The organism is Pseudomonas capeferrum (assembly GCF_000731675.1).
Lineage (GTDB): Bacteria > Pseudomonadota > Gammaproteobacteria > Pseudomonadales > Pseudomonadaceae > Aquipseudomonas > Aquipseudomonas capeferrum.
This window is the reverse complement of record NZ_JMIT01000003.1, coordinates 736,208-755,986: the sequence shown is the minus strand read 5'-3', so window position 1 is coordinate 755,986 and position 19,779 is coordinate 736,208. Positions and strand designations below refer to the sequence as shown.

Annotated in this window: 21 protein-coding genes; 6 read left to right on the top strand and 15 right to left on the bottom strand. The window is 63.2% G+C overall.

Translation table 11 applies throughout. The annotated features are described in order from the left end of the window. Positions 1-30: 30 nt before the first annotated feature. The 3 genes from PC358_RS21050 to phoB all read right to left on the bottom strand — a co-directional run bounded on the left by PC358_RS21050 (position 31) and on the right by phoB (position 3,553). A complete protein-coding gene (locus PC358_RS21050) occupies positions 31-1,371 on the bottom strand; it encodes a hemolysin family protein (RefSeq protein WP_033702357.1) in 1,341 nt (446 codons plus the stop codon). Positions 1,372-1,510: 139 nt separating this feature from the next. Beyond that, positions 1,511-2,818: a phosphate regulon sensor histidine kinase PhoR gene (phoR, locus tag PC358_RS21045; protein ID WP_033702354.1), complete on the bottom strand. Its 1,308-nt coding sequence runs from the start codon at positions 2,816-2,818 to the stop codon at positions 1,511-1,513. A 45-nt stretch (positions 2,819-2,863) separates the two neighbouring features. Beyond that, a complete protein-coding gene (gene phoB, locus PC358_RS21040; protein ID WP_003253341.1) occupies positions 2,864-3,553 on the bottom strand; it encodes a phosphate regulon transcriptional regulator PhoB in 690 nt (229 codons plus the stop codon). Between the two features lie 174 nt (positions 3,554-3,727). Here phoB and PC358_RS21035 point away from each other — a divergent pair, with 174 nt between their 5' ends. Continuing rightward, on the top strand, positions 3,728-4,102 hold the full coding sequence (locus PC358_RS21035; protein ID WP_033702352.1) for a COG4315 family predicted lipoprotein: 375 nt from the start codon (positions 3,728-3,730) through the stop codon (positions 4,100-4,102). 61 nt (positions 4,103-4,163) lie between these two features. On the opposite strand, the gene ubiA is transcribed toward PC358_RS21035, so the two are convergent. Continuing rightward, positions 4,164-5,054 carry a 4-hydroxybenzoate octaprenyltransferase gene (gene ubiA / locus PC358_RS21030; RefSeq protein ID WP_033702350.1) on the bottom strand — a complete coding sequence of 297 codons (891 nt, stop codon included), beginning with the start codon at positions 5,052-5,054 and terminating at the stop codon, positions 4,164-4,166. Continuing rightward, positions 5,054-5,611 (bottom strand): chorismate--pyruvate lyase family protein, encoded by a 558-nt coding sequence (locus PC358_RS21025; RefSeq protein WP_033702348.1) that lies wholly within the window; start codon positions 5,609-5,611, stop codon positions 5,054-5,056. The genes ubiA and PC358_RS21025 overlap by 1 nt, the downstream gene beginning before the upstream one ends. 180 nt (positions 5,612-5,791) lie before the next feature. Here PC358_RS21025 and PC358_RS21020 point away from each other — a divergent pair, with 180 nt between their 5' ends. From PC358_RS21020 to PC358_RS21005, 4 genes are all read left to right on the top strand, one after another. Continuing rightward, positions 5,792-5,959 carry a rubredoxin gene (locus tag PC358_RS21020; RefSeq protein WP_033702346.1) on the top strand — a complete coding sequence of 56 codons (168 nt, stop codon included), beginning with the start codon at positions 5,792-5,794 and terminating at the stop codon, positions 5,957-5,959. A 33-nt stretch (positions 5,960-5,992) separates the two neighbouring features. Further along, positions 5,993-7,141 (top strand): NAD(P)/FAD-dependent oxidoreductase, encoded by a 1,149-nt coding sequence (locus PC358_RS21015; protein ID WP_033702344.1) that lies wholly within the window; start codon positions 5,993-5,995, stop codon positions 7,139-7,141. Positions 7,142-7,329: 188 nt separating this feature from the next. Then, a complete protein-coding gene (locus tag PC358_RS21010) occupies positions 7,330-7,629 on the top strand; it encodes an HU family DNA-binding protein (RefSeq protein WP_033702342.1) in 300 nt (99 codons plus the stop codon). A 148-nt stretch (positions 7,630-7,777) separates the two neighbouring features. Further along, positions 7,778-8,152 (top strand): helicase, encoded by a 375-nt coding sequence (locus PC358_RS21005; protein ID WP_033702341.1) that lies wholly within the window; start codon positions 7,778-7,780, stop codon positions 8,150-8,152. 53 nt (positions 8,153-8,205) lie between these two features. Here PC358_RS21005 and PC358_RS21000 read toward each other — a convergent pair whose 3' ends face one another. The 6 genes from PC358_RS21000 to exbB all read right to left on the bottom strand — a co-directional run bounded on the left by PC358_RS21000 (position 8,206) and on the right by exbB (position 14,940). Next, entirely contained in the window at positions 8,206-9,609 is a 1,404-nt protein-coding gene (locus PC358_RS21000) for an aminoacyl-tRNA deacylase and HDOD domain-containing protein (RefSeq protein WP_033702339.1), read from the bottom strand. A gap of 78 nt (positions 9,610-9,687) precedes the next feature. After that, positions 9,688-11,766, bottom strand: a complete 2,079-nt coding sequence (recG, locus tag PC358_RS20995) for an ATP-dependent DNA helicase RecG (protein ID WP_033702337.1) — start codon at positions 11,764-11,766, stop codon at positions 9,688-9,690. 3 nt (positions 11,767-11,769) lie between these two features. Further along, positions 11,770-12,696 (bottom strand): hydrogen peroxide-inducible genes activator, encoded by a 927-nt coding sequence (locus tag PC358_RS20990; RefSeq protein ID WP_033702334.1) that lies wholly within the window; start codon positions 12,694-12,696, stop codon positions 11,770-11,772. Between the two features lie 94 nt (positions 12,697-12,790). After that, positions 12,791-13,522 (bottom strand): energy transducer TonB, encoded by a 732-nt coding sequence (locus tag PC358_RS20985; RefSeq protein WP_033702333.1) that lies wholly within the window; start codon positions 13,520-13,522, stop codon positions 12,791-12,793. Next, the gene (exbD, locus tag PC358_RS20980; protein ID WP_033702331.1) at positions 13,519-13,947 is read right to left on the bottom strand and encodes a TonB system transport protein ExbD; all 429 of its coding nucleotides are present in this window, start codon (positions 13,945-13,947) and stop codon (positions 13,519-13,521) included. The genes PC358_RS20985 and exbD overlap by 4 nt, the downstream gene beginning before the upstream one ends. A 3-nt stretch (positions 13,948-13,950) precedes the next feature. Next, on the bottom strand, positions 13,951-14,940 hold the full coding sequence (exbB, locus tag PC358_RS20975; RefSeq protein WP_033702329.1) for a tonB-system energizer ExbB: 990 nt from the start codon (positions 14,938-14,940) through the stop codon (positions 13,951-13,953). A gap of 192 nt (positions 14,941-15,132) precedes the next feature. Between exbB and PC358_RS20970 the strand changes: the two genes are divergently transcribed. Continuing rightward, the gene (locus PC358_RS20970; protein WP_033702325.1) at positions 15,133-15,990 is read left to right on the top strand and encodes an SDR family oxidoreductase; all 858 of its coding nucleotides are present in this window, start codon (positions 15,133-15,135) and stop codon (positions 15,988-15,990) included. Positions 15,991-16,053: 63 nt separating this feature from the next. On the opposite strand, the gene PC358_RS20965 is transcribed toward PC358_RS20970, so the two are convergent. Genes PC358_RS20965 through rpoZ form a run of 4 tightly spaced genes read right to left on the bottom strand, consistent with a single transcriptional unit; the run spans position 16,054 to position 19,671 of the window. Next, entirely contained in the window at positions 16,054-16,779 is a 726-nt protein-coding gene (locus PC358_RS20965) for a hypothetical protein (RefSeq protein ID WP_033702323.1), read from the bottom strand. 56 nt (positions 16,780-16,835) lie between these two features. Then, a complete protein-coding gene (locus PC358_RS20960; protein WP_033702322.1) occupies positions 16,836-17,216 on the bottom strand; it encodes a RidA family protein in 381 nt (126 codons plus the stop codon). Between the two features lie 23 nt (positions 17,217-17,239). Further along, on the bottom strand, positions 17,240-19,348 hold the full coding sequence (gene spoT / locus PC358_RS20955; protein WP_033702320.1) for a bifunctional GTP diphosphokinase/guanosine-3',5'-bis pyrophosphate 3'-pyrophosphohydrolase: 2,109 nt from the start codon (positions 19,346-19,348) through the stop codon (positions 17,240-17,242). Positions 19,349-19,407: 59 nt separating this feature from the next. Next, the gene (gene rpoZ, locus PC358_RS20950) at positions 19,408-19,671 is read right to left on the bottom strand and encodes a DNA-directed RNA polymerase subunit omega (RefSeq protein WP_012312123.1); all 264 of its coding nucleotides are present in this window, start codon (positions 19,669-19,671) and stop codon (positions 19,408-19,410) included. Positions 19,672-19,779: the final 108 nt, after the last annotated feature.

Below are 19,779 nucleotides of genomic sequence, written 5' to 3'. Positions count from 1 at the left end.
GCTGGGGCCGGAAGGCGGCCCCGCCTGAGGTCAATCCAGCTTCAGCACCTTGGCCAGGACGATCTTCGGCCCTTTCATCTTCTTGATGATGATGCGCAGGCCTTCGACCTCCAGCACTTCCTCTTCCTCAGGCACGCGCTTGAGGGTTTCATAGATCAGCCCAGCAAGGGTTTCGGCCTCGATGTGGTCAAGGTCAATACCCAGCAGGCGCTCGACCTTGAACAGCGGCGTGTCACCGCGCACCAGCAGCTTGCCCGGCTGGTAGGCGAGGATGCCGCGCTCGGTCTTGCGGTGTTCGTCCTGAATATCGCCCACCAGCACTTCCAGCACGTCTTCCATGGTCAGGTAACCGATCACCTTGCCATCGGCTTCTTCCACCAGCACGAAATGCGCACCGCCCTTGCGGAACTGCTCCAGCAGCTGCGACAGCGGCATATGCCGGGAGACGCGCTCCAGCGGCCGGGCCAGGTCTTCGAGGTCGATGGTTTCGGGCAGGTGGTCGAGCTCGGCCAGCTCCAGCAGCAGGTCCTTGATGTGCAGCAAACCGGTGAACTCTTCGCGCTCGGCGTCGTACACCGGGTAACGGCTGAACTTGTGGCGGCGCAGCAGTGCCAGGATCTGCTTGAGCGGGGCGTGGGCGTCGATGCTGACCATGTCCTCGCGGGAGTTGGCCCAGTCGACCACCTCCAGCTCGCCCATTTCCACCGCCGAGGCCAGCACGCGCATGCCTTGGTCGCTCGGGTCCTGGCCGCGGCTGGAGTGCAGGATCAGCTTGAGCTCTTCGCGGCTGTAGTGATGCTCGTGGTGCGGGCCAGGTTCGCCCTGGCCGGCAATGCGCAGGATGGTGTTGGCGCTGGCATTGAGCAGGTAGATGGCCGGGTACATGGCCCAGTAGAACACGTACAGCGGCACTGCCGTCCACAGCGACAGCAGCTCGGGCTTGCGGATCGCCCAGGACTTGGGCGCCAGCTCACCGACCACGATGTGCAGGTAAGAGATGACGAAGAAGGCGACGAAGAACGAAATGCCCTTGATCAGCTCCGGCGTGTCGACGCCCAAGTAGGCCAGCAGCGGCTCCAGCAGGTGGGCGAAGGCCGGCTCACCGACCCAGCCCAGGCCCAGCGAGGCGAGGGTGATGCCCAGCTGGCAGGCGGACAGGTAGGCGTCCAGCTGATTGTGTACCTTGCGCAGGATGCTGCCACGCCAGCCGTGCAGTTCGGCGATGGAATCGACGCGGGTGGAGCGCAGCTTGACCATGGCGAACTCGGCGGCTACGAAGAAGCCGTTGAGCAGTACCAGGAGCAAGGCAAAGATGATCATGCCGAAATCGGCGAATAACGAGGTGAGGCTGATACCAGGGGAAGGGTCCATGATGGATTTTTTACGGGGTCCGTCTTTGGGGAATGGAGAAAAAAAGTGCCAGCACAGGCTGGCACAGGGGATCCAATGTAGCGGTTGAAGCCGCAAAAGCAAAGGGTGATGGACGTGATGGGGCTGTTGGGCAGCCCACTCAACCCTTGCCGTTAGCCAATTGTGCTGGTGCAAAATGGCAGGTGAAGGTGCTCCCATGCCCCGGCACACTGCTGATCTCCAACCGCCCGCGATGGCGCAACAGCACATGCTTGACGATCGCCAGGCCCAGCCCTGTGCCCCCGGTATTGGACGCCCGGCTGGAGTCGACCCGGTAAAACCGCTCGGTCAATCGCGGCAAATGCTTGGCATCGATACCAATGCCAGAATCCTGCACGCTCAGGTGTGCGCCGTGCGCATCGGCCCACCAGCGGATGCGAATGCTGCCCTCGTCCGGGGTGTACTTGACCGCGTTGAACACCAGGTTGGAGAACGCACTGCGCAGCTCGGCCTCGCTGCCCTTGAGGCACACGCCGGGTGTGGCCTCCAGGCTGATGCGCTGGTTGCGCGGCCCGGACAGCGCCTGGGCATCACCCTTGATCGACTGCAGCAGGGCTTCGACCGGCACTGGCAGGTTGTCGGAGGGGTAGTCGGTGGCTTCCAGCTTGGCCAGCAGCAACAGGTCGTTGAGCAGGGTCTGCATGCGCGAGCCTTGCTGGCTCATCTGCTGCAGGGCCCGGCGCCAGCGCGGGTTCACGTCCTCGACGTTGTCCAGCAGGGTTTCCAGGTAGCCGGTAATCACCGTAAGCGGTGTCCGCAGCTCGTGGGAAACGTTGGCGACGAAGTCCTTGCGCATCTGTTCAAGCTGGTGGATGCGGGTGACGTCGCGTACCAGCATCAGGTGCTCGTTGTTGCCGTAGCGAGTGATGTGCAGTTGCACGCGCATACGGTCATTGATCGGCGAGGGGATTTCCAGCGGCTCGACGTAGTTTTCCGCTTCGAAGTACTCCTTGAAGCGCGGGTGGCGTACCAGGTTGGTCACCTGCTGGCCGCCGTCCTGCGGGGTCTTGAAGCCCAGCAGGGTTTCTGCGGCGCGGTTCCACCACTCCAGGTTGCCGTCGCTGTCGAGCATGATCACCGCATCGCGCAGCGCGGCAGTGGACTCCTGGACCCGGTCGATCACTGCCTGCAGGCGGCCGCGCACGCGTTGGTCGCGACGTTGCAGGTGATAGATGCTGTCGAACACTTCGCCCCACAGGCCGTAACCGTCGGGTGGCGCCTCGTCGGGTTGGTGGTTGCGCAGCCAGTCATGCAGGCGCAGCAGTTGCTTGAGGGTCCAACCCAGGTACAGCGCCAGGCCGATGGCCAGGCTCCAGCCGTAATAGCCGCTGACCAGCCCGCCGACCAGGCAGACAGTGATCAGCAGCAGCAGGTGGCGAATCAGGGTCGCGTGCCAGTTCTGGTTCAATTGACGGTCCTTGTACAACGACGTGCAGCCAGGCGTGCAGGCTTGTCAGCTCTTGGTCGAGAAGCGGTAGCCAGTGCCGCGGACGGTTTGTACCAGATTTTCGTAAGCTTCACCCAGCGCCTTGCGCAGGCGGCGGATGTGCACGTCGACGGTACGCTCCTCGACATAGACGTTGCCGCCCCAGACCTGGTCGAGCAGCTGGCCACGGGTGTAGGCGCGCTCCTGGTGGGTCATGAAGAACTGCAGCAGGCGGTATTCGGTGGGGCCCATCTCGGCGGGCTTGCCGTCGATGGTCACGCGGTGACTGATCGGGTCGAGCAGCAGGCCGCCCACTTCAATCGGTGCCTCGCTGTCGCTCGGGCCGGTGCGACGCAGCACGGCCTTCAGGCGGGCGACCAGTTCGCGCGGTGAGAACGGTTTGGTGATGTAGTCGTCGGCACCCACTTCCAGGCCCTGGATCTTGTTGTCCTCCTCACCCTTGGCAGTGAGCATGATGATCGGGATGTCCCCGGTCAGCTCGTCACGCTTCAGGCGGCGGGCCAGCTCGATACCCGAGGTGCCCGGCAGCATCCAGTCGAGCAGGATCAGGTCAGGCTTGCGGTCGACGATGATCGCGTGGGCCTGCTGGGAGTTTTCTGCTTCCAGGCAGTCGTAGCCGGCCATTTCCAATGCAACGGCGATCATCTCGCGAATAGGCGCTTCGTCGTCGACGATCAGAATGTTCCTGCCAACCATGCTCAAAACCTCTCCTGGAAAATCGTGTCTGGCCCGCATTAGATAACGGAATTATTGCAGCTGTGTGACAGGACATTGGCTGTTATGGCGACATTGCATGACTGGGCTAGGCTTCAAGGGGCCGCTGTGGCGGTTAGTCGAACTCTTTCCACCCCCGAATACATGGTGATTCCAATGACACGACACACGCTGAACTGGATGGCCCTTTTCGCTGCACTGGCGCTGCCGGGGGTAGCGTCGGCCCACCATCAGGCCAAGGAAATGAACGGCATGTTGGTCACGCCTAAAACAGAGATGACGCTGTATACCTTCGACAAAGATTCTGGCGGCAAGTCGATGTGCAATGGTGAGTGCGCGAAGAACTGGCCACCGTTGGCGGCCCAGGCAAACGAAAAGAATGAAGGCAAGTGGACGCAGATCAAGCGCGATGATGGTTCGATGCAGTGGGCCTATGACGGCAAGCCACTGTATACCTTCATCAAGGACAAGAAAGCCGGTGACATGACCGGTGATGGCGTGAAAGACGTCTGGCACGTCGCCAAGCCTTGAGGCACTTTGCATGACCCTGTGGAAGCGGTTAGACCCGCTCCCACAGGGTCTGTATTGACTGTCAGCGCAGCGCGTAGTCCAGGACAACGCCAATGAAGACCAGCAGCCCCGCCCAGTGATTGTGCAAAAACGCCTTGAAGCATGAATCCCGGTCCAGTTTGCGTGTCGACCAGAACTCCCAGGCAAAGCACACGGCAGCCGCCAGCAGCCCCAGGTGGAACCAGCCGCCCAGTTCGAAGCGGCTCCCCGCCAGCAGCAGGCAGCCCAACGACAGCAGCTGCAAGGTCAGGATGATCACCCGATCCGCTTCGCCGAACAGGATAGCCGTCGACTTCACACCGATCTTCAGGTCATCGTCGCGATCGACCATGGCGTAATAGGTGTCATAGCCCACGGTCCACAGCAGGTTGGCGATGTACAGCAGCCAGGCGCTGGCCGGCAGCTCGCCCCCGGCCGCCGTGAAGGCCATGGGGATGCCCCAGGAATACGCGGCGCCCAGCACCACCTGCGGGTAATAGGTGTAGCGCTTCATGAATGGGTAGCAGAACGCCAGGGCTACCGCCCCGAACGACAGCCAGATCGTGCGGCTGTTGGTGCACAGCACCAGCAGAAAACTTACCGCGACCAGGATCGCGAACAGCGCCAGCGCCTCGCGTGGCTTGACCCGGCCGCTGGCCAGGGGGCGGTCGGCGGTGCGTTTGACGTGGCCATCGACCTTGCGGTCGGCAAAGTCATTGATGCAGCAACCTGCGGCGCGCATCAGCACAACGCCAAGGCCGAAGATCAGCACGTTGGCCAGGGTCGGCGAACCTTGCCCGGCAATCCACACCGCCGACAGGGTAGGCCACAGCAGCAGGTAGATACCGATCGGGCGGTCCATGCGGCTTAGCTGGACAAAGTCCCAGGCGCGCGGGTGCCAGCGGTTGAGCGACTTGAGCAATTGCAGGTACATCAGCGGGTTTCCTCCTTGGCCGCTTGCCACAAGGCTGGCAGGAATACCTCGGCCACCAGCAGGTCCAGGCCGTCCCGTTCGAAACGTGAGCGGCGGCCCCAGAGCCCGTCGTGCGCGGCTTCGGCCGGCAACCAGGCCTGTGGATAACTGCACACCTGGATTGGGTGGCGAATGAATGCCTGATCACAGAACAGCAACTCGCCCAGCGAGCGGCTGCCCAGGGTCTCGAGGTCCAGGCCGCCGCGCTCCAGGGCGCTGCGGCTGGCCACGCTGCGGGCGAATACCCAGGGCTGGCCATGGCCGCGCAGGTAGACTTCGCGCACCCAGCCTTGTGCCCCGGGCGCAATGCCCAGCGCCTGGCACTCGTCATCGCGCAGGGTCTGCCAGCCTTCATGCAGCGGGGTCACGCAGAAATGCTCGCGGGACAGGTGGGTGAGGCGGCGAGTCAGCGAGCCCTCGTCGAACAGCCAGCCCAGGGTCGGCTGGTCGAGCTTGGTCGCCAGCTGTGAATACGCCAGCCACGCGACAGCGGCTGCTTGCGGGGATTCGTACGACACGTCGGTATGCTTGTTACAGCCAGAGAGGCGGCGAGCTTAGCATGTTGCCCCGACTGCTTGCATACTGCTGGCAGGGCCAGTAAAAAGCCCCCAAAGATTGCGCGATGGCCCTATGTGCGGCTTGCCCGCGAAAAGCCCATCAGCAGCGACACAACGCCTGAACCGAGGAACCGCGTACCCATGAAGAAGTGGCAATGTATTGTCTGTGGCCTGATCTACAACGAAGCCGAAGGCTGGCCGGATGACGGCATTGAGCCCGGTACCCGCTGGGAAGATGTGCCGCAGGACTGGCTGTGCCCCGACTGCGGCGTGGGCAAGAGCGACTTCGAAATGATCGAGATTGGCTGATCACAACCCTGTTTCAACTGAGGAAAGCACGACATGACGTCCCCTGTAGTCATCATCGGTACTGGCCTGGCCGGTTACAACCTGGCCCGTGAATTTCGCAAGCTCGATGGCGAGACGCCGCTGCTGTTGATTACCGCCGACGATGGTCGTTCCTACTCCAAACCCATGCTCTCCACGGGCTTCGCCAAGCTCAAGGATGCCGATGGGCTGTGCATGGCCGAGCCGGGCGCGATGGCCGAGCAGCTCAAGGCCGAAATCCGCACCCACACGCGCATCAGCGGTATCGACCCCGGGCACAAGCGCCTGTGGATCGGCGAAGAGGCTGTGGCCTATCGCGACCTGGTACTGGCCTGGGGGGCCCAGACCGTGCAGGTGCCGATCGAGGGCGATGCTGGCGGGCAGGTTTTCCCGATCAATGACCTGGAGGATTACGCACGCTTTCGCGCCGCCGCTGCCGGCAAACAGCGCGTGCTGGTGCTGGGGGCCGGGCTGATCGGCTGTGAGTTTGCCAATGACATGAGCCTGGGCGGGCTCAAGGTCGATGTGGTGGCCCCGTGCGAACAGGTCATGCCGACCCTGTTGCACCCAGCCGCCGCCGCCGCCGTGCAGGCCGGGCTCGAAGGGCTTGGCGTGCGCTTTCACCTGGGCCCGGTGCTGACGCGTCTGCAGCGTGTGGCTGAAGGCCTTGAAGCGCATTTGTCGGACGGCAGCGTGATCGCCTGTGACTTGGTGGTGTCGGCTATCGGCCTGCGCCCACGTACCGATCTGGCCGCTGCCGCCGGCCTCAAGATCAACCGCGGCGTGGCTGTGGACCGCCAGTTGCAAACCTCCCACGACAACATCTACGCCCTGGGTGACTGTGCCGAGGTCGATGGCATCAACCTGCTTTATGTCATGCCGCTGATGAGCTGTGCCCGGGCCTTGGCGCAGACCCTGGCGGGCAACCCCACGGCCGTCAGCTACGGCCCGATGCCGATCACCGTGAAGACCCCGGCGTGCCCGCTGGTTGTCTCGCCGCCACCGCAAGGGCGTGAAGGCAATTGGCAGGTGCAAGGGCAGGGCAGTGACCTCAAGGTGCTGTGCCACGATGCCGACGGCACGCTGCTGGGCTATGCCCTGACCGGTGCGGCAGTCATGGAGAAGCTGGCCCTGAATCGCCAGTTACCGCCTGTAATGGCCTAAATAGACGTCGTTCTGTCGGATTTACCCTGTTGTTGCCCACACAATGGCCGCCCAGATACTGGCGCGGCCTCGGTGGGCGTGCCATTCTCACTTCCGTCTGCCGCAGATTAGAGCCTGCGGTGCCTTGAGCGCTGCCCCCAGAGGCAGCACGGCATAACAACAAAAAATCCCGTCAAAGAGGCTTTACCATGCGCAAACCAGAACTCGCCGCTGTCATCGCCGATAAGGCCGATCTGACCAAGGAAAAGGCCAACGTGGTGCTGAATGCGATTCTCGACAGCATCACGGGTGCCCTGGACAAGGACACCGTAACCCTGGTCGGTTTCGGCACCTTTGAAAAACGTCACCGCGGCGCGCGTACCGGCAAGAACCCACAGACCGGCGAGCCGGTAAAGATCAAGGCCAGCAACACGGTAGCCTTCAAGCCTGGCAAAAACCTGCGCGACAGCGTCAACACGACTGCCAAGCCGGCCAAGAAAGTCAAATGATCCACACCTGACAACCCCCAGTGTCAGCCAAACGGGCGCCCTAGGGTGCCCGTTGTGCTTTGTGTGGGGATATGTTGCGAACTTGCGTAAATCGTTCGAGAAGAGGATAAACTGCGCGACTCAGTCATTTTTTATTCGAGGCGCGTTGATGAAGTTCCGCTTTCTTCTCTGGGCCATGGGGCTGTTGATGGCCAGGGCCAGCCGTAACAACCCGGCGTTCAAGCAGCAGCTCAAGGACAAGGACCTGGTTTTCCAGATGCAGACTCTGGACGGCAAAATCGCCCGGCACTTCATCGTCAGTGACGAACGCATCAGCAGCAAAGGTGGCGTACACCCACAGCCGGCTTTCGCCATTGCCTTCAAGGATGCCGCTTACGGGTTCGCCACGCTGCAGGCGGGCAACAAGCAGCTGGCCTTCATGCAGGGGATTCAGGACAAGAACATCCAGATCAAAGGCAATCCGGCGCTGGTGATGTGGTTCCAGGGCTTGATGAAATACCTGAAGCCGAAGAAGAAGCGCTGAGGTCGCATGTACTGTGTGGGCGGGTTAACCCGCCCACACAGGGCCAATATGCATCAATGCGGGGCGTGGAACTGCGAAGCCAGTTCGCGCAGCAAAGTCTCTGCCTCCAGCACCTTGTTCACCACATCCTCGGCCTTTTCCCGCGTTACCCCCAGCCGCTCCAGCAGCTCATCGGGTACTTCCTCCTGTGGCCCCGAGCCAATGCCGCGCGAACGCAGCAGGCGCGTCGCCAGGCATACCAGGTTGGGGAATGCCGCGTAGTCGCCGTCATAGGACGGGTCGTGCTGGAAGCGCAGCGCAGTCGAGAGCTCTTCGGGCATGTCCCACAGCTTCATCAGCCAGGCGCCGATCTGTTCACGGTTGATACCCAGCAGGTGTTGTTCCACGTAGGTGTGGCACAGGTGCGGGTTGACCTCCAAATGGCGGCAGATCAGCGAGAAGTGGGGCGGGAACACATGCGCCAGCAGCAGGTAGCCAAAGTTGTGCAGCAGCCCGGCCAGGTAGGTCAGGCCAGCTTCGGGGCGTTCTGCCCGCGGCATGGCGCGGGTCAGGCCCTCGATGATGGCTGCGGTGTAGATCGACTGTTGCCAGTACGGTGTGGCTTGCTGCGGGTGGTCTTTGGGCAGGCTCAGGGTCTTGCCCAGGGCTAGCCCAAGGGCCAGGTTGATCACCAGATCGAAGCCCAGCACGCGCACGATGGCGTCTTCCACCGAGCGGATCTTGCCGGGTGAGGCGTAGTAGGGCGATGCCGCCCAACTCACTACCTGGGCAGCCAGTGCCGGGTCGGTCTCGACCACGCCGGTAATGTCATCGATGCTGGCGTTGGGGTCTACGCGCAGCTTGATGATCTTCTGCGCGGTGTCGGCCAAGGGCGGGATTTCGATGGTTTCTTCAAGGCGCTTCTGGATACGGCGTGCTGTGAAGGCCTGGACGGCCTGGCTGATCTCGTGAGGGTCGTCATGCGGCCGGTCGAGGTTAGGGCTGATGGCCTTGACCTCCTGGCCAAAGCTGCTGGCGCTGGCCTTGGTGAGCATGCGCTTGAAGTTCGCGCGGTCGATCTCCAGCAGCAGGCCGGCTTCACCGGACTGAATCAGCACGGTCTCGCAGTCGAGCAGGCTTTTTTCGTATTGGCACGGCGAGCTGGTCAGCGCCGGAATGCCCGGCAGGCGCTTGAGGTGGTGCTTGTCGAGCATCTGCTTGAGCCGTGGCACCGATACCGCCGTCAGCTTGCGACCGGTCAGCTCGCCCAGCCGATTGAGGTCAAGCAGCTGGCTCTGTGGGAACAACACCATCAGGGCGCCGATTTCGTCGTCGAGCAAGACCGCCTGCACCCGCGAGGCGGCGGGCAATTGCGCATGCTCGACCACTTCGCGGTAGGTGACGCCCACCTTATCGAGCAGCAGCCTGATGACAGAGGGGGCGTGTGGGGTTGCGGTGTCCAGGGCAACTTCAGTCATGGTCCGTATCCACTCGTTCTTTTAAACGCGAAGTATAACCAGTCCCGCCGCAAATCTGGATCCATTCTGGGACTGGCGTCACACTTGGCCATATTGCTGGCCATGGCGCAGCCAGCGGTCAAGCAGCGGGCTGACGTGGTCCGGCCAGCGCGCGATCAGGGCTTGGGCGGCATCACGCACGGCCGGCAGCAGGTCTGCATCGCGCATCAGGTCAGCGACCTTGAACTGTAGCAGACCGGTCTGGCGGGTCCCCAGCATCTCGCCAGGGCCGCGCAGTTCCAGGTCTTTTTCGGCGATGATGAAGCCATCGTTGGTTTCGCGCATGATCCCCAGGCGTTCGCGGCCGATCTGCGACAGCGGCGGGTGATACAGCAACACGCAATGGCTTGCAGCGCTGCCCCGGCCTACCCGGCCGCGTAGCTGGTGGAGCTGGGCCAGGCCCAGGCGCTCGGGGTTCTCGATGATCATCAGGCTGGCATTGGGCACGTCCACGCCCACCTCGATGACCGTGGTCGCGATCAGCAGCTGCAGCTCTGCGGCCTTGAACTGCGCCATGATCTCGGCCTTTTCCGCAGGCTTCATGCGCCCGTGGATAAGGCCGACCCGCAGCTCGCCCAGGGCGCTGCCAAGCTCCTCATAGGTGCTCTCGGCCGCCTGGCAGGTGAGTTCTTCGGATTCTTCGATCAAGGTGCACACCCAGTAGGCCTGGCGCCCTTCGGCACAGGCGGCGCGTACCCGCTCGACCACCTCGAAGCGGCGGCTGTCGGCCACCAGCACGGTGTTAACGGGGGTACGCCCGGGTGGCAACTCGTCGAGGACCGAGGTATCGAGGTCGGCGTAGGCGCTCATCGCCAAGGTCCGCGGGATCGGCGTGGCGGTCATGATCAGCTGGTGCGGGCAAAGCTCGCCGGCCACGCCTTTCTTGCGCAGGGCCAGGCGTTGCTGCACGCCGAATCGGTGCTGTTCATCGATGATCGCCAGGGCCAGGTGCTTGAATTTGACCTCTTCCTGAAACAGCGCATGGGTGCCCACCACCATCGGTGCGCCGTTGGCGATCTGCTCCAGTGAACTGGCGCGGGCCTTGCCTTTGAGCTTGCCAGCCAGCCATGCCACCTCGATGCCCAGCGGTTCGAGCCAGCGCTTGAAGGTGATGTAGTGCTGTTCGGCGAGGATCTCGGTGGGCGCCATCAACGCCACCTGGTAACCGGCCTCCAGCGCTTGCAGCGCCGCCAGTGCAGCGACCACCGTCTTGCCGGCACCGACATCGCCCTGTACCAGGCGCATCATCGGCTCGGCCTGGGCAAGGTCGTAGGCAATTTCGTTGGCCACACGCTGCTGGGCACCGGTCGGCTTGAAACCCAGGTTGGCCAGGTACTGCGCCGGCAACCGGCTGGCCTTGGGTAGCACGGGGGCACGCAGGCTGCGCAGGCTCTCGCGCAGCCGTTGCTGCGACAGCTGATGGGTCAGCAGTTCCTCGAAGGCCAGGCGGTGCTGAGCCCAATGCTGGCCTTCGGCAAGCTCGTCGAGGTCGGCATCGGCCGGCGGGTTGTGCAGATAACGGATGGCGTCGTCCAGCGGTGCCAGCTGGTAGTCCCGGGCCAGCTCATCGGGCAGCCAGTCTGGCAGGCTGCGCGGGCCAAGCATGCCCAGGCTCTGTTGGCAGAGCAGGCGCAGACGTTGCTGGGTAAGGCCTTCGGTGGTCGGGTAGATCGGCGTCAGGGTCTGTTCTACCGGGGGTGGAGGCTCGTCGCCGTTCAGCGCCCGGTACTCCGGGTGATAAATCTCCAGGCCAGAGGCGCCAGGGCGTGCTTCGCCATAGCAGCGCAGGTGCGTGCCGCGTTTCAGGCCTTCTTTCTGCGCGTTGCTGAAGTGATAGAAGCGCAGGCTCAGCACTCCGCTGCCATCACCCAGGCGCACCACCAGGCTGCGGCGCTTGCCCATGGTCACGTCAGCGCCACTGACCACCCCTTCGATGACCGCGTCCTGGCCTGGGCGCAGGGCGCCGATGGGCACCACGCGGGTGCGGTCCTGGTAGCGCAGCGGCAAGTGGAACAATAGGTCCTGCAGGTTCTCCAGGCCGACCTTGGCGAGTTTTTCCGCCATGGCATCGCCCACGCCCTTGAGCACCGTGACCGGGACCTTCGACAGCTCACTCATGACTCAGGCCGGCTGTTCCGCAGAGGGTTTGGCGACCGAGCAGAGGCGGATCGAGTCGGCGAGGATCTCGATTGCCTTGGGCCGCGGGAAGCTGGCACGCCAGGCAATGGCTACGGTACGGAACGGTGCCGGTGCAGTCAGTGGGCGCACTTCGATGACGCCCGGCGCGTAGTGGTGGCTGTGCACAGCCGACAGCGGCAGGATCGAGACGCCAAGGCCCGAGGCAACCATGTGGCGAATGGTTTCCAGCGAGCTCGACTCCACCGTGGTGTGCCGGGCGCCTTCACCGCCCTTGTTCAGGGTCGGGCAGGCTTCCAGGACCTGGTCGCGGAAACAGTGGCCTTCGCCCAGCAGCAGCAGGCTCTTGTCGTTGAGCATGGCGGTATCGATGGTTTTTTTCGCCGTCCACGGGTGATCGGCGGGCATCAAGGCGCAGAATGGCTCATCGTACAGCGGCAGGGTCAGCACGTCGGCTTCGTTGAACGGCAGGGCGATGATCACCGCGTCCAGTTCGCCGTTGCGCAGCTTTTCGCGCAGTACGTGGGTGAAGTTCTCTTCGATGTACAGCGGCATCTGTGGTGCCACGCGGTGCAATTGCGGGATCAGGTGCGGGAAGAGATAAGGGCCGACGGTATAGATGGCACCGACCTTGAGCGGGGCGGTCAGCTGGTTCTTGCCGGCCTGGGCCAGCTCACGGATGCCCTGGGCCTGTTCCAGTACCTTCTGCGCCTGGGCAACGATGCTTTCACCGACCGGGGTCAGGCGAACCGCGCTCTTGCTGCGCTCGAAGATCAGCACGCCAAGCTCGTCCTCGAGCTTCTTCACACCGACCGACAGGGTCGGCTGGCTCACGTGGCAACGTTCGGCCGCGTGGCCGAAATGCTGTTCCTGGGCGAGTGTGACGATGTAGCGTAATTCTGTGAGGGTCATAACGTGCGTCCATGAAGTTGCGAGCCCAGCATAGCGGCTGCAATCGATAGACGCACGTTATCAGACTTGCCGATTTGTGACAGAAACAAAAGTCTCAGCGGCGGTCCAGCGAGTAGACGAACGGCGCCACGACTTCGATCGTGCCGTTGTTCAGCAACTCCGGTGGCGGCTTGGGTACCGTGCCGGCGCGACGGATCATCTCCAGCGTTGCGCGGTCCAGTGCTGCACTCCCCGAACCACCCGCCATGGCGTACGACACTACCTTGCCTTCGGCATCGACCACGAAACGCAGGCGGTTGATGCCCTGCAGGCCGCGACGACGCGCGTCTTCCGGATAGCGCTTGTACTTGGCCAGGTGGCGCAGCAGGTCACTCTGCCAGGTAGGCAGGGCGTTGCTGTTGGACGCGATGCTCGGTGCCGGTGCTGCGGACTTCTGGGGCGGCGTATTGCTTGGCGGTGCATCCACCACCTCCTCGGTCGGAGGTGCTTCCTTCGGCGGCTCAGGCTTTTTCTCAGGCTTGGGCGGCTGTGGCTTGGCCTTCGGCTTGGGCGGCTTGGCGATGGCGATCTTGGGTTTAGGCGCTTCCACCAGCTTGGGCAACGGCAGTTCTTCGACCGGTGCCGGCGGCTGTGGGGCGGCTTTGGGAGGAGGTGGTGGCGCAGGCTCCGGCAACGGTGCCAGCTCGACCATCATCGCTGCCGGCGGCAGCTCGATGGCCTGAGGCACCGACCAGTTGAGCGTGAGCAGCACAGCGACGGCATGGACACCCAGCACAAGTGCCAGGCTGCCGCTGTAACGCGCCAGATTGTGCCGCGTCTTCGTCATTTCTTGGCTGCCGTCTCGAGACCTACCAGACCGACTTTGAGGTAGCCGGCCGCGCGCATGTTGTTCATCACTTCCATCAGGTCACCGTAATCCACGCCCTTGTCGGCCTGGAAGAAGATGGTCGTTTCCTTGTCGCCCTTGGTCTTGGCGTCGAGCATCGCGCCAAGTTGCGCGGGTGCAGGTACCTGATCGTCGCCGACATACAGCTTCTGGTCGGCCTTGACGCTGACGAACACGGGTTTCTCGGGCCTCGGCGCCGGCTTGGCGGTCGAGGCTGGCAGGTCGACCTTGATGTCGACCGTTGCCAAGGGCGCCGCCACCATGAAGATGATCAGCAGTACCAACATGACGTCGATGAACGGCGTAACGTTGATTTCGTGGTTTTCGGCGAGGTCGTCGCCACCTTCGTTGAGATGCAGGCCCATGGCTTACCCCACTTTCACCATGTGCGGGGCGGCGCGCTCGCTGCCTTGGTGGTCCAGGTCACGGCTGACCAGCAGCAGCACCTGGGCAGAAGCGTCGGACACCTGAGCCTTGTAGCCGGCAATGGAGCGGGCGAAGACGTTGTAGATGACCACGGCCGGGATTGCCGCAACCAGGCCCAGGGCTGTTGCCAGCAGGGCTTCGGCGATGCCGGGGGCAACGACTGCCAGGTTGGTGGTCTGGGTCTTGGCGATGCCGATGAAGCTGTTCATGATGCCCCATACGGTGCCGAAAAGACCGACGAAGGGTGCGGTGGAACCGATGGTCGCCAGTACGCCGGTGCCGCTGCTCATGTTGCGGCCGCTGGCGGCGACCAGGCGCTCCAGGCGAAAGGCGACGCGTTCCTTGATGCCTTCTTTTTCACGCGTGTTGGCCGACAGGCGCATTTCTTCGAGGGCATCGTGGACGAGGGTGTGGGCCAGGGTGCCTTCCTTGTTGGAGACCTCGCTGGCCTCCTTGAGGCTGGCGGACTTCTTCAGCTGTGCGATTTCGCCGCGCAGACGACGCTTGGCGCCCATCAGCTCGAAGCCTTTGGCGATCCAGATGGTCCAAGTGATGATCGAGGCGATGGCCAGGCCGATCATGACGATCTTCACCACGATGTCGGCGTTCTTGTACATGCCCCATGGCGACAGGTCGTGGGCCATGCCCAGGGTAGTATCCTCGACCAGTGCTTCGACGCCCGGGTCTACGGCGACCGGTGCATCGACCGGGGCTGCGGCAGGCGCGTCGGCAACGGGCGCCGAGCCATCAGCGGCCGGGGCCGGGGCGGCGGCGGGAGTAGCGGGGGCGGCAGCGGCAGCAGGTGTGCTGGCGTTGGCGGTTGGCTCATCGGCCATGGCCACTGGGGCCAGCACCAGGCTGAACATCAGCGCGGCGATGGCACGCCAGGCGCGCGACGGGGTTGGCGAAGCGGAGGGTTGAGTACGTGTCATGCTAGCCGGACCTGATGAAGAAAAAGAGTGAACGTTCTCCAAGGCCTCGAGAGCGGCCGAGAACAGATAGGGGCGCCATTATTGCAAGTAATTCTTGTTAACAAAAGTAATCTCGTTGCTTTTTTCGCCTATCGTCTAGCCGCCCATCGTGTAGCGTGGCTGGTTTGATCCACTGGTCTAGGGAGTTTTGAGATGTTGGACCTGTCCGTAATGGTCGTAGGTTGTGGTGATGTAGGTGGCCGGCTTGCCCGGCAATTGCTTGCCCGTGGCTGGCAGGTGAGCGGCTTGCGCCGCTCGATCGCGCAACTGCCCGAGGGCGTTGTGCCGGTGGCTGCCGACCTGTCCGATGCGGCCATCCCCGCAGCGTGGCCGCAGCGTGCGCCGGATTATCTGGTGTATTGCGTGGCGGCCAGCCAGCACGATGAGGCGGGGTATCAGGCCGCCTATGTCGACGGCCTGCGCCATGTGCTGGCATGGCTAGCAGCGCGTGGGCAGCACCCGCGACGGCTGTTGTTCGTGTCCAGCAGCAGCGTGTTTGCGCAACAAGAGGGTGAGTGGATCGATGAGACGGCGGCCACTGAGCCTGAAGGGTACTCCGGGCGCGTAATGCTTGAAGCCGAGCGCCTGGCGCTGGCCAGTGGTATCCCGGCAAGCGTGGTGCGTTTGACCGGTATCTACGGGCCGGGCCGTGAGTGGCTGTTGAGCCAGGTACGCCAGGGGTATCGCGTGGCCGAGCAGCCGCCGCTGTATGGCAACCGCATCCATGCCGAGGATGCAGCCAGCCTGCTGGCCTTCCTGCTGCAGGCGGATGCCGACGGCGTGGCGCTGGACGATTGCTATATAGGTGTCGATGACGACCCGGCGCCGTTGGCCGATGTGGTGGCCTGGTTGCGCGGGTACATGGGGGTTACCGAGTGGTCGGATGAGCAGCGTGTGCGCCGTACCGGCAGCAAGCGCTGCAGCAATGCCCGCGTGCGGGCATTGGGCTGGGTGCCGGCATATCCGAGCTACAAGGAAGGGTATGCGGCCATTCTGCAAGGGAAAGGCTGACGGCCTGGGGCCGCTTCGCGGCCCTTTCCGACCGGTCCGCGGCCGGCAGGGCCGCGAATGGCTTCAGTTCTTCTCAAGCACCCACTGACGAGAACCGGCTGCCAATGCAGGCATCTCGTCCGGCTGTGCACGGTTCACCGCCTGGAAAATCTCCAGCTTGTCGCCATCACGCTTGAGAATGAACGGCGCACCACGTTGCTTGCGCTCCAGCCACAGGCTGTCGTTGCTGCCACCCATGGTCGCGCAATCGCCCGCCAGGCACAGGGCGAAACGGTCCGGGCCGGGCAGGCCGGTCACGCCGCCGTTATCGGCGAAACGCACCACGCTACCTTGGCCCTGGCCTTCGACGATCTTCCAGTCGCCGCCCAGGTAAGCCTGATAAAGCGCCTTCTCGAAGCTGCCCCCCAGGGGCGCATTGCCCGGCTGCTTGGCGCGCACGAAGGTCTGCTTGGCACCGGATTGGTCAGTGGTTTTCAGCTCGTCACCGTCCAGCTCAAGCTGCTCGGTCTGCCCGCCCTGGAAGCTGGCCTGCCACTGCTTTTCAGTGGCGCTCAGCTGGCCATCGGCGGCCTCGAAACCATTGCTGAAGCTGGCCTGCTGGTCGGCAATATCGAGTTTCCACTCGAACACCGGGCCATGCTCATTCAGGGCCTGGCGCAGGCTGCCACCCTTGACGGCGGCTTTGATGGCATCCTGGTTGATCCAGGTGCCGTTGAAGTCTTCGGGTTTATGACTGGCGCAACCGCTCAAAAGCAGGGCTGCCAGCGCGAGGGGCAGTGCTTGACGCATGGTGGGTAACCTTGGGGGAGAGAGCGTGACGGGCAGAGCGCCCGTCACCGGGGGCATCACTCGATGACCAGGATCGCGTCCATCTCGACCTGCGAGCCTTTCGGCAGCGCGGCAACGCCAATCGCGGCGCGGGCTGGGTAAGGCTGTTCGAAGTAGCGGCCCATCACCTCGTTGACCTTGGCGAAGTGGCTCAGGTCGGTGAGGAAGATGTTCAGCTTGACGATGTCCTTGAACGAACCGCCAGCGGCTTCAGCCACGGCCTTGAGGTTCTCGAAGACCTGAACGGTCTGGGCTTCGAAGCCTTCGACCAGTTCCATGGTTTTTGGGTCCAGCGGGATCTGGCCCGACATGTAGACGGTGTTGCCGGCCTTGATCGCTTGCGAGTAGGTACCGATAGCGGCGGGGGCTTTGTCGCTGGTAATGACGGACTTGCTCATGATGACTCCTTGCGGTTGGCGGACTACGTACGCATGCGGGTGATGCGGACCACACCGGTCAAGGTACGCAGCTTCTTGATCACACGCGCCAGGTGCACGCGGTCGTGCACGCTGACCACCAGTTGGACCACGCTGATACGGCCGTCGCGTTCGTCCATGCTGATCTTCTCGATATTGCCGTCGGCGGCATTGACGCTGCTGGCCAGCAGGGCGATCAGGCCGCGTTGGTGCTCCAGCTCGACGCGCAGCTCGACGTTGAATTCGCCCGCGATGTCCTTGGCCCAGGAAAGCTGCACGCACTTCTCCGGGTTGTGGCGAATTTCACTGATGTTGCGGCAGTTCTCCAGGTGCACGACCATGCCTTTGCCCGCCGACAGGTGGCCGACAATCGGGTCACCAGGGATCGGCGTGCAGCACTTGGCGTAGCTGAGTACCAGGCCTTCGGTGCCGCGAATCGCCAGCGGGCCTTCCGGCGCCGGCAGTTGCTCGCCTTCGGCCGACAGCAGGCGGCGGGCGACTACATAGGCCATGCGGTTGCCCAGGCCGATGTCTTCGAGCAGGTCTTCGATCAGCTCCAGGCGGTATTCGGCGAGAATCGCCTGAATGCGCTCCTGGGGGATTTTTTCGAGGCTGCTGTCGAAACCGGTCAGTACCTTGTTCAGCAAGCGCTCGCCGAGGCTGATGGACTCGGAGCGGCGCTGTTGCTTGAGCGCGTGGCGGATGTGCGTGCGCGCCTTGCCGGTGACCACGAAGTTGAGCCAGGCCGGGTTCGGCCGGGCGCCCGGCGCGCTGACGATTTCTACCGTCGAGCCGCTCTGCAGGGGCTCCGACAGTGGCGCCAGGCGGCGGTTGATGCGGCAGGCGATGCAACTGTTGCCAACGTCGGTGTGTACCGCGTAGGCAAAGTCGACGGCCGTGGAGCCTTTGGGCAGCTCCATGATGCGGCCTTTTGGCGTGAACACGTAGACCTCGTCCGGGAACAGGTCGATCTTCACGCTCTCGATGAATTCCAGCGAGTTGCCCGCACGCTGCTGCAGCTCGAGGATACCCTTGACCCACTGACGGGCACGGGCGTGGCTGCCTTTGGGCTGTTCGTCGTCGTTGGACTTGTACAGCCAGTGCGCGGCGATGCCGTTGTTGGCCATCTCTTCCATCTCGCGGGTGCGGATCTGGATTTCGATGGGCACGCCATGCATGCCGAACAGCGTGGTGTGCAACGACTGATAGCCGTTCGCCTTGGGGATCGCGATGTAGTCCTTGAAGCGACCGGGCAGCGGTTTGTACAGGTTGTGCACGGCGCCGAGCACGCGGTAGCAGGTGTCGACCTTGTCGACGATGATGCGGAAGGCGTACACGTCCATGATCTCGTTGAAGGCGCGGCGCTTGCCGCGCATCTTCTTGTAGATGCCATAAAGGTGTTTTTGCCGGCCGCTGACCTCGCCCTCGATACCGTCAGCGGCCAGGCAGTTGGCCAGCGACTGTTCGATCTTGGCGACGATCTCTTTGCGGTTGCCGCGGGCGCTCTTGACCGCCCGGTGGATCAGCGACGAGCGCATCGGGTGCATGGCCTTGAAGCCGAGGTCTTCGAATTCGACGCGCACGGTGTGCATGCCCAGCCGGTTGGCGATGGGCGCGTAGATTTCGAGGGTTTCCTTGGCGATGCGTCGGCGTTTTTCGCCAGACAGCACTTCCAGCGTGCGCATGTTGTGCAGGCGGTCGGCCAGCTTGACCAGGATCACGCGGATATCGCGGGCCATGGCCATGGCCATCTTCTGGAAGTTCTCGGCCTGCGCCTCGGCTTTGGTCTCGAAGTTCATCTGGGTCAGCTTGCTGACCCCATCGACCAGCTCGGCGACCGTCTCGCCAAACTGCTGGCTGAGGGCTTCCTTGGCGATGCCGGTGTCTTCGATCACATCGTGCAGCATGGCCGCCATCAGGCTCTGATGGTCCATGTGCATGTCGGCGAGGATGCTGGCCACGGCCAGCGGGTGGGTCACGTAGGGCTCGCCGCTGCGGCGGCGCTGCCCATCGTGGGCCTGTTCGGCGTAGAAATAGGCGCGACGAACCAGGTTGACCTGTTCGGGGCCCAGGTAGGTCGACAGCCGTTCGGCTAAGGCTTCTATACCCGGCATGGGTTCACCTCTTGCAGAGGAAGAGGGCCTTGTGCCGCGCGACGTCGACCTGGCATCAATCAGACAGCCTCGTTGGACTCGTCCTCGAACGCGGCGAAGACCGGATCCTCGGTGACGATCTCTTCAGCGGCGATGAACTCGTTGGTGACGATGCCTTCGGCGATTTCACGCAGGGCAACAACGGTCGGCTTGTCGTTTTCCCACGCTACGCGTGGCTCTTTGCCGCCGGTCGCCAGCTGACGGGCGCGCTTGGTCGAGAGCATGACCAGCTCAAAACGGTTATCCACGTGTTCCAGGCAGTCTTCAACAGTTACGCGGGCCATGGTCTTCCTCAGTAGCAAATGCGGTAGGCGTGCAGCCCAATTTGGGCAGGCGGACTCAATAGTTTAAAAAATCACCAGCCAATAGGGAAGCGATGTTTTGCCGGGTGC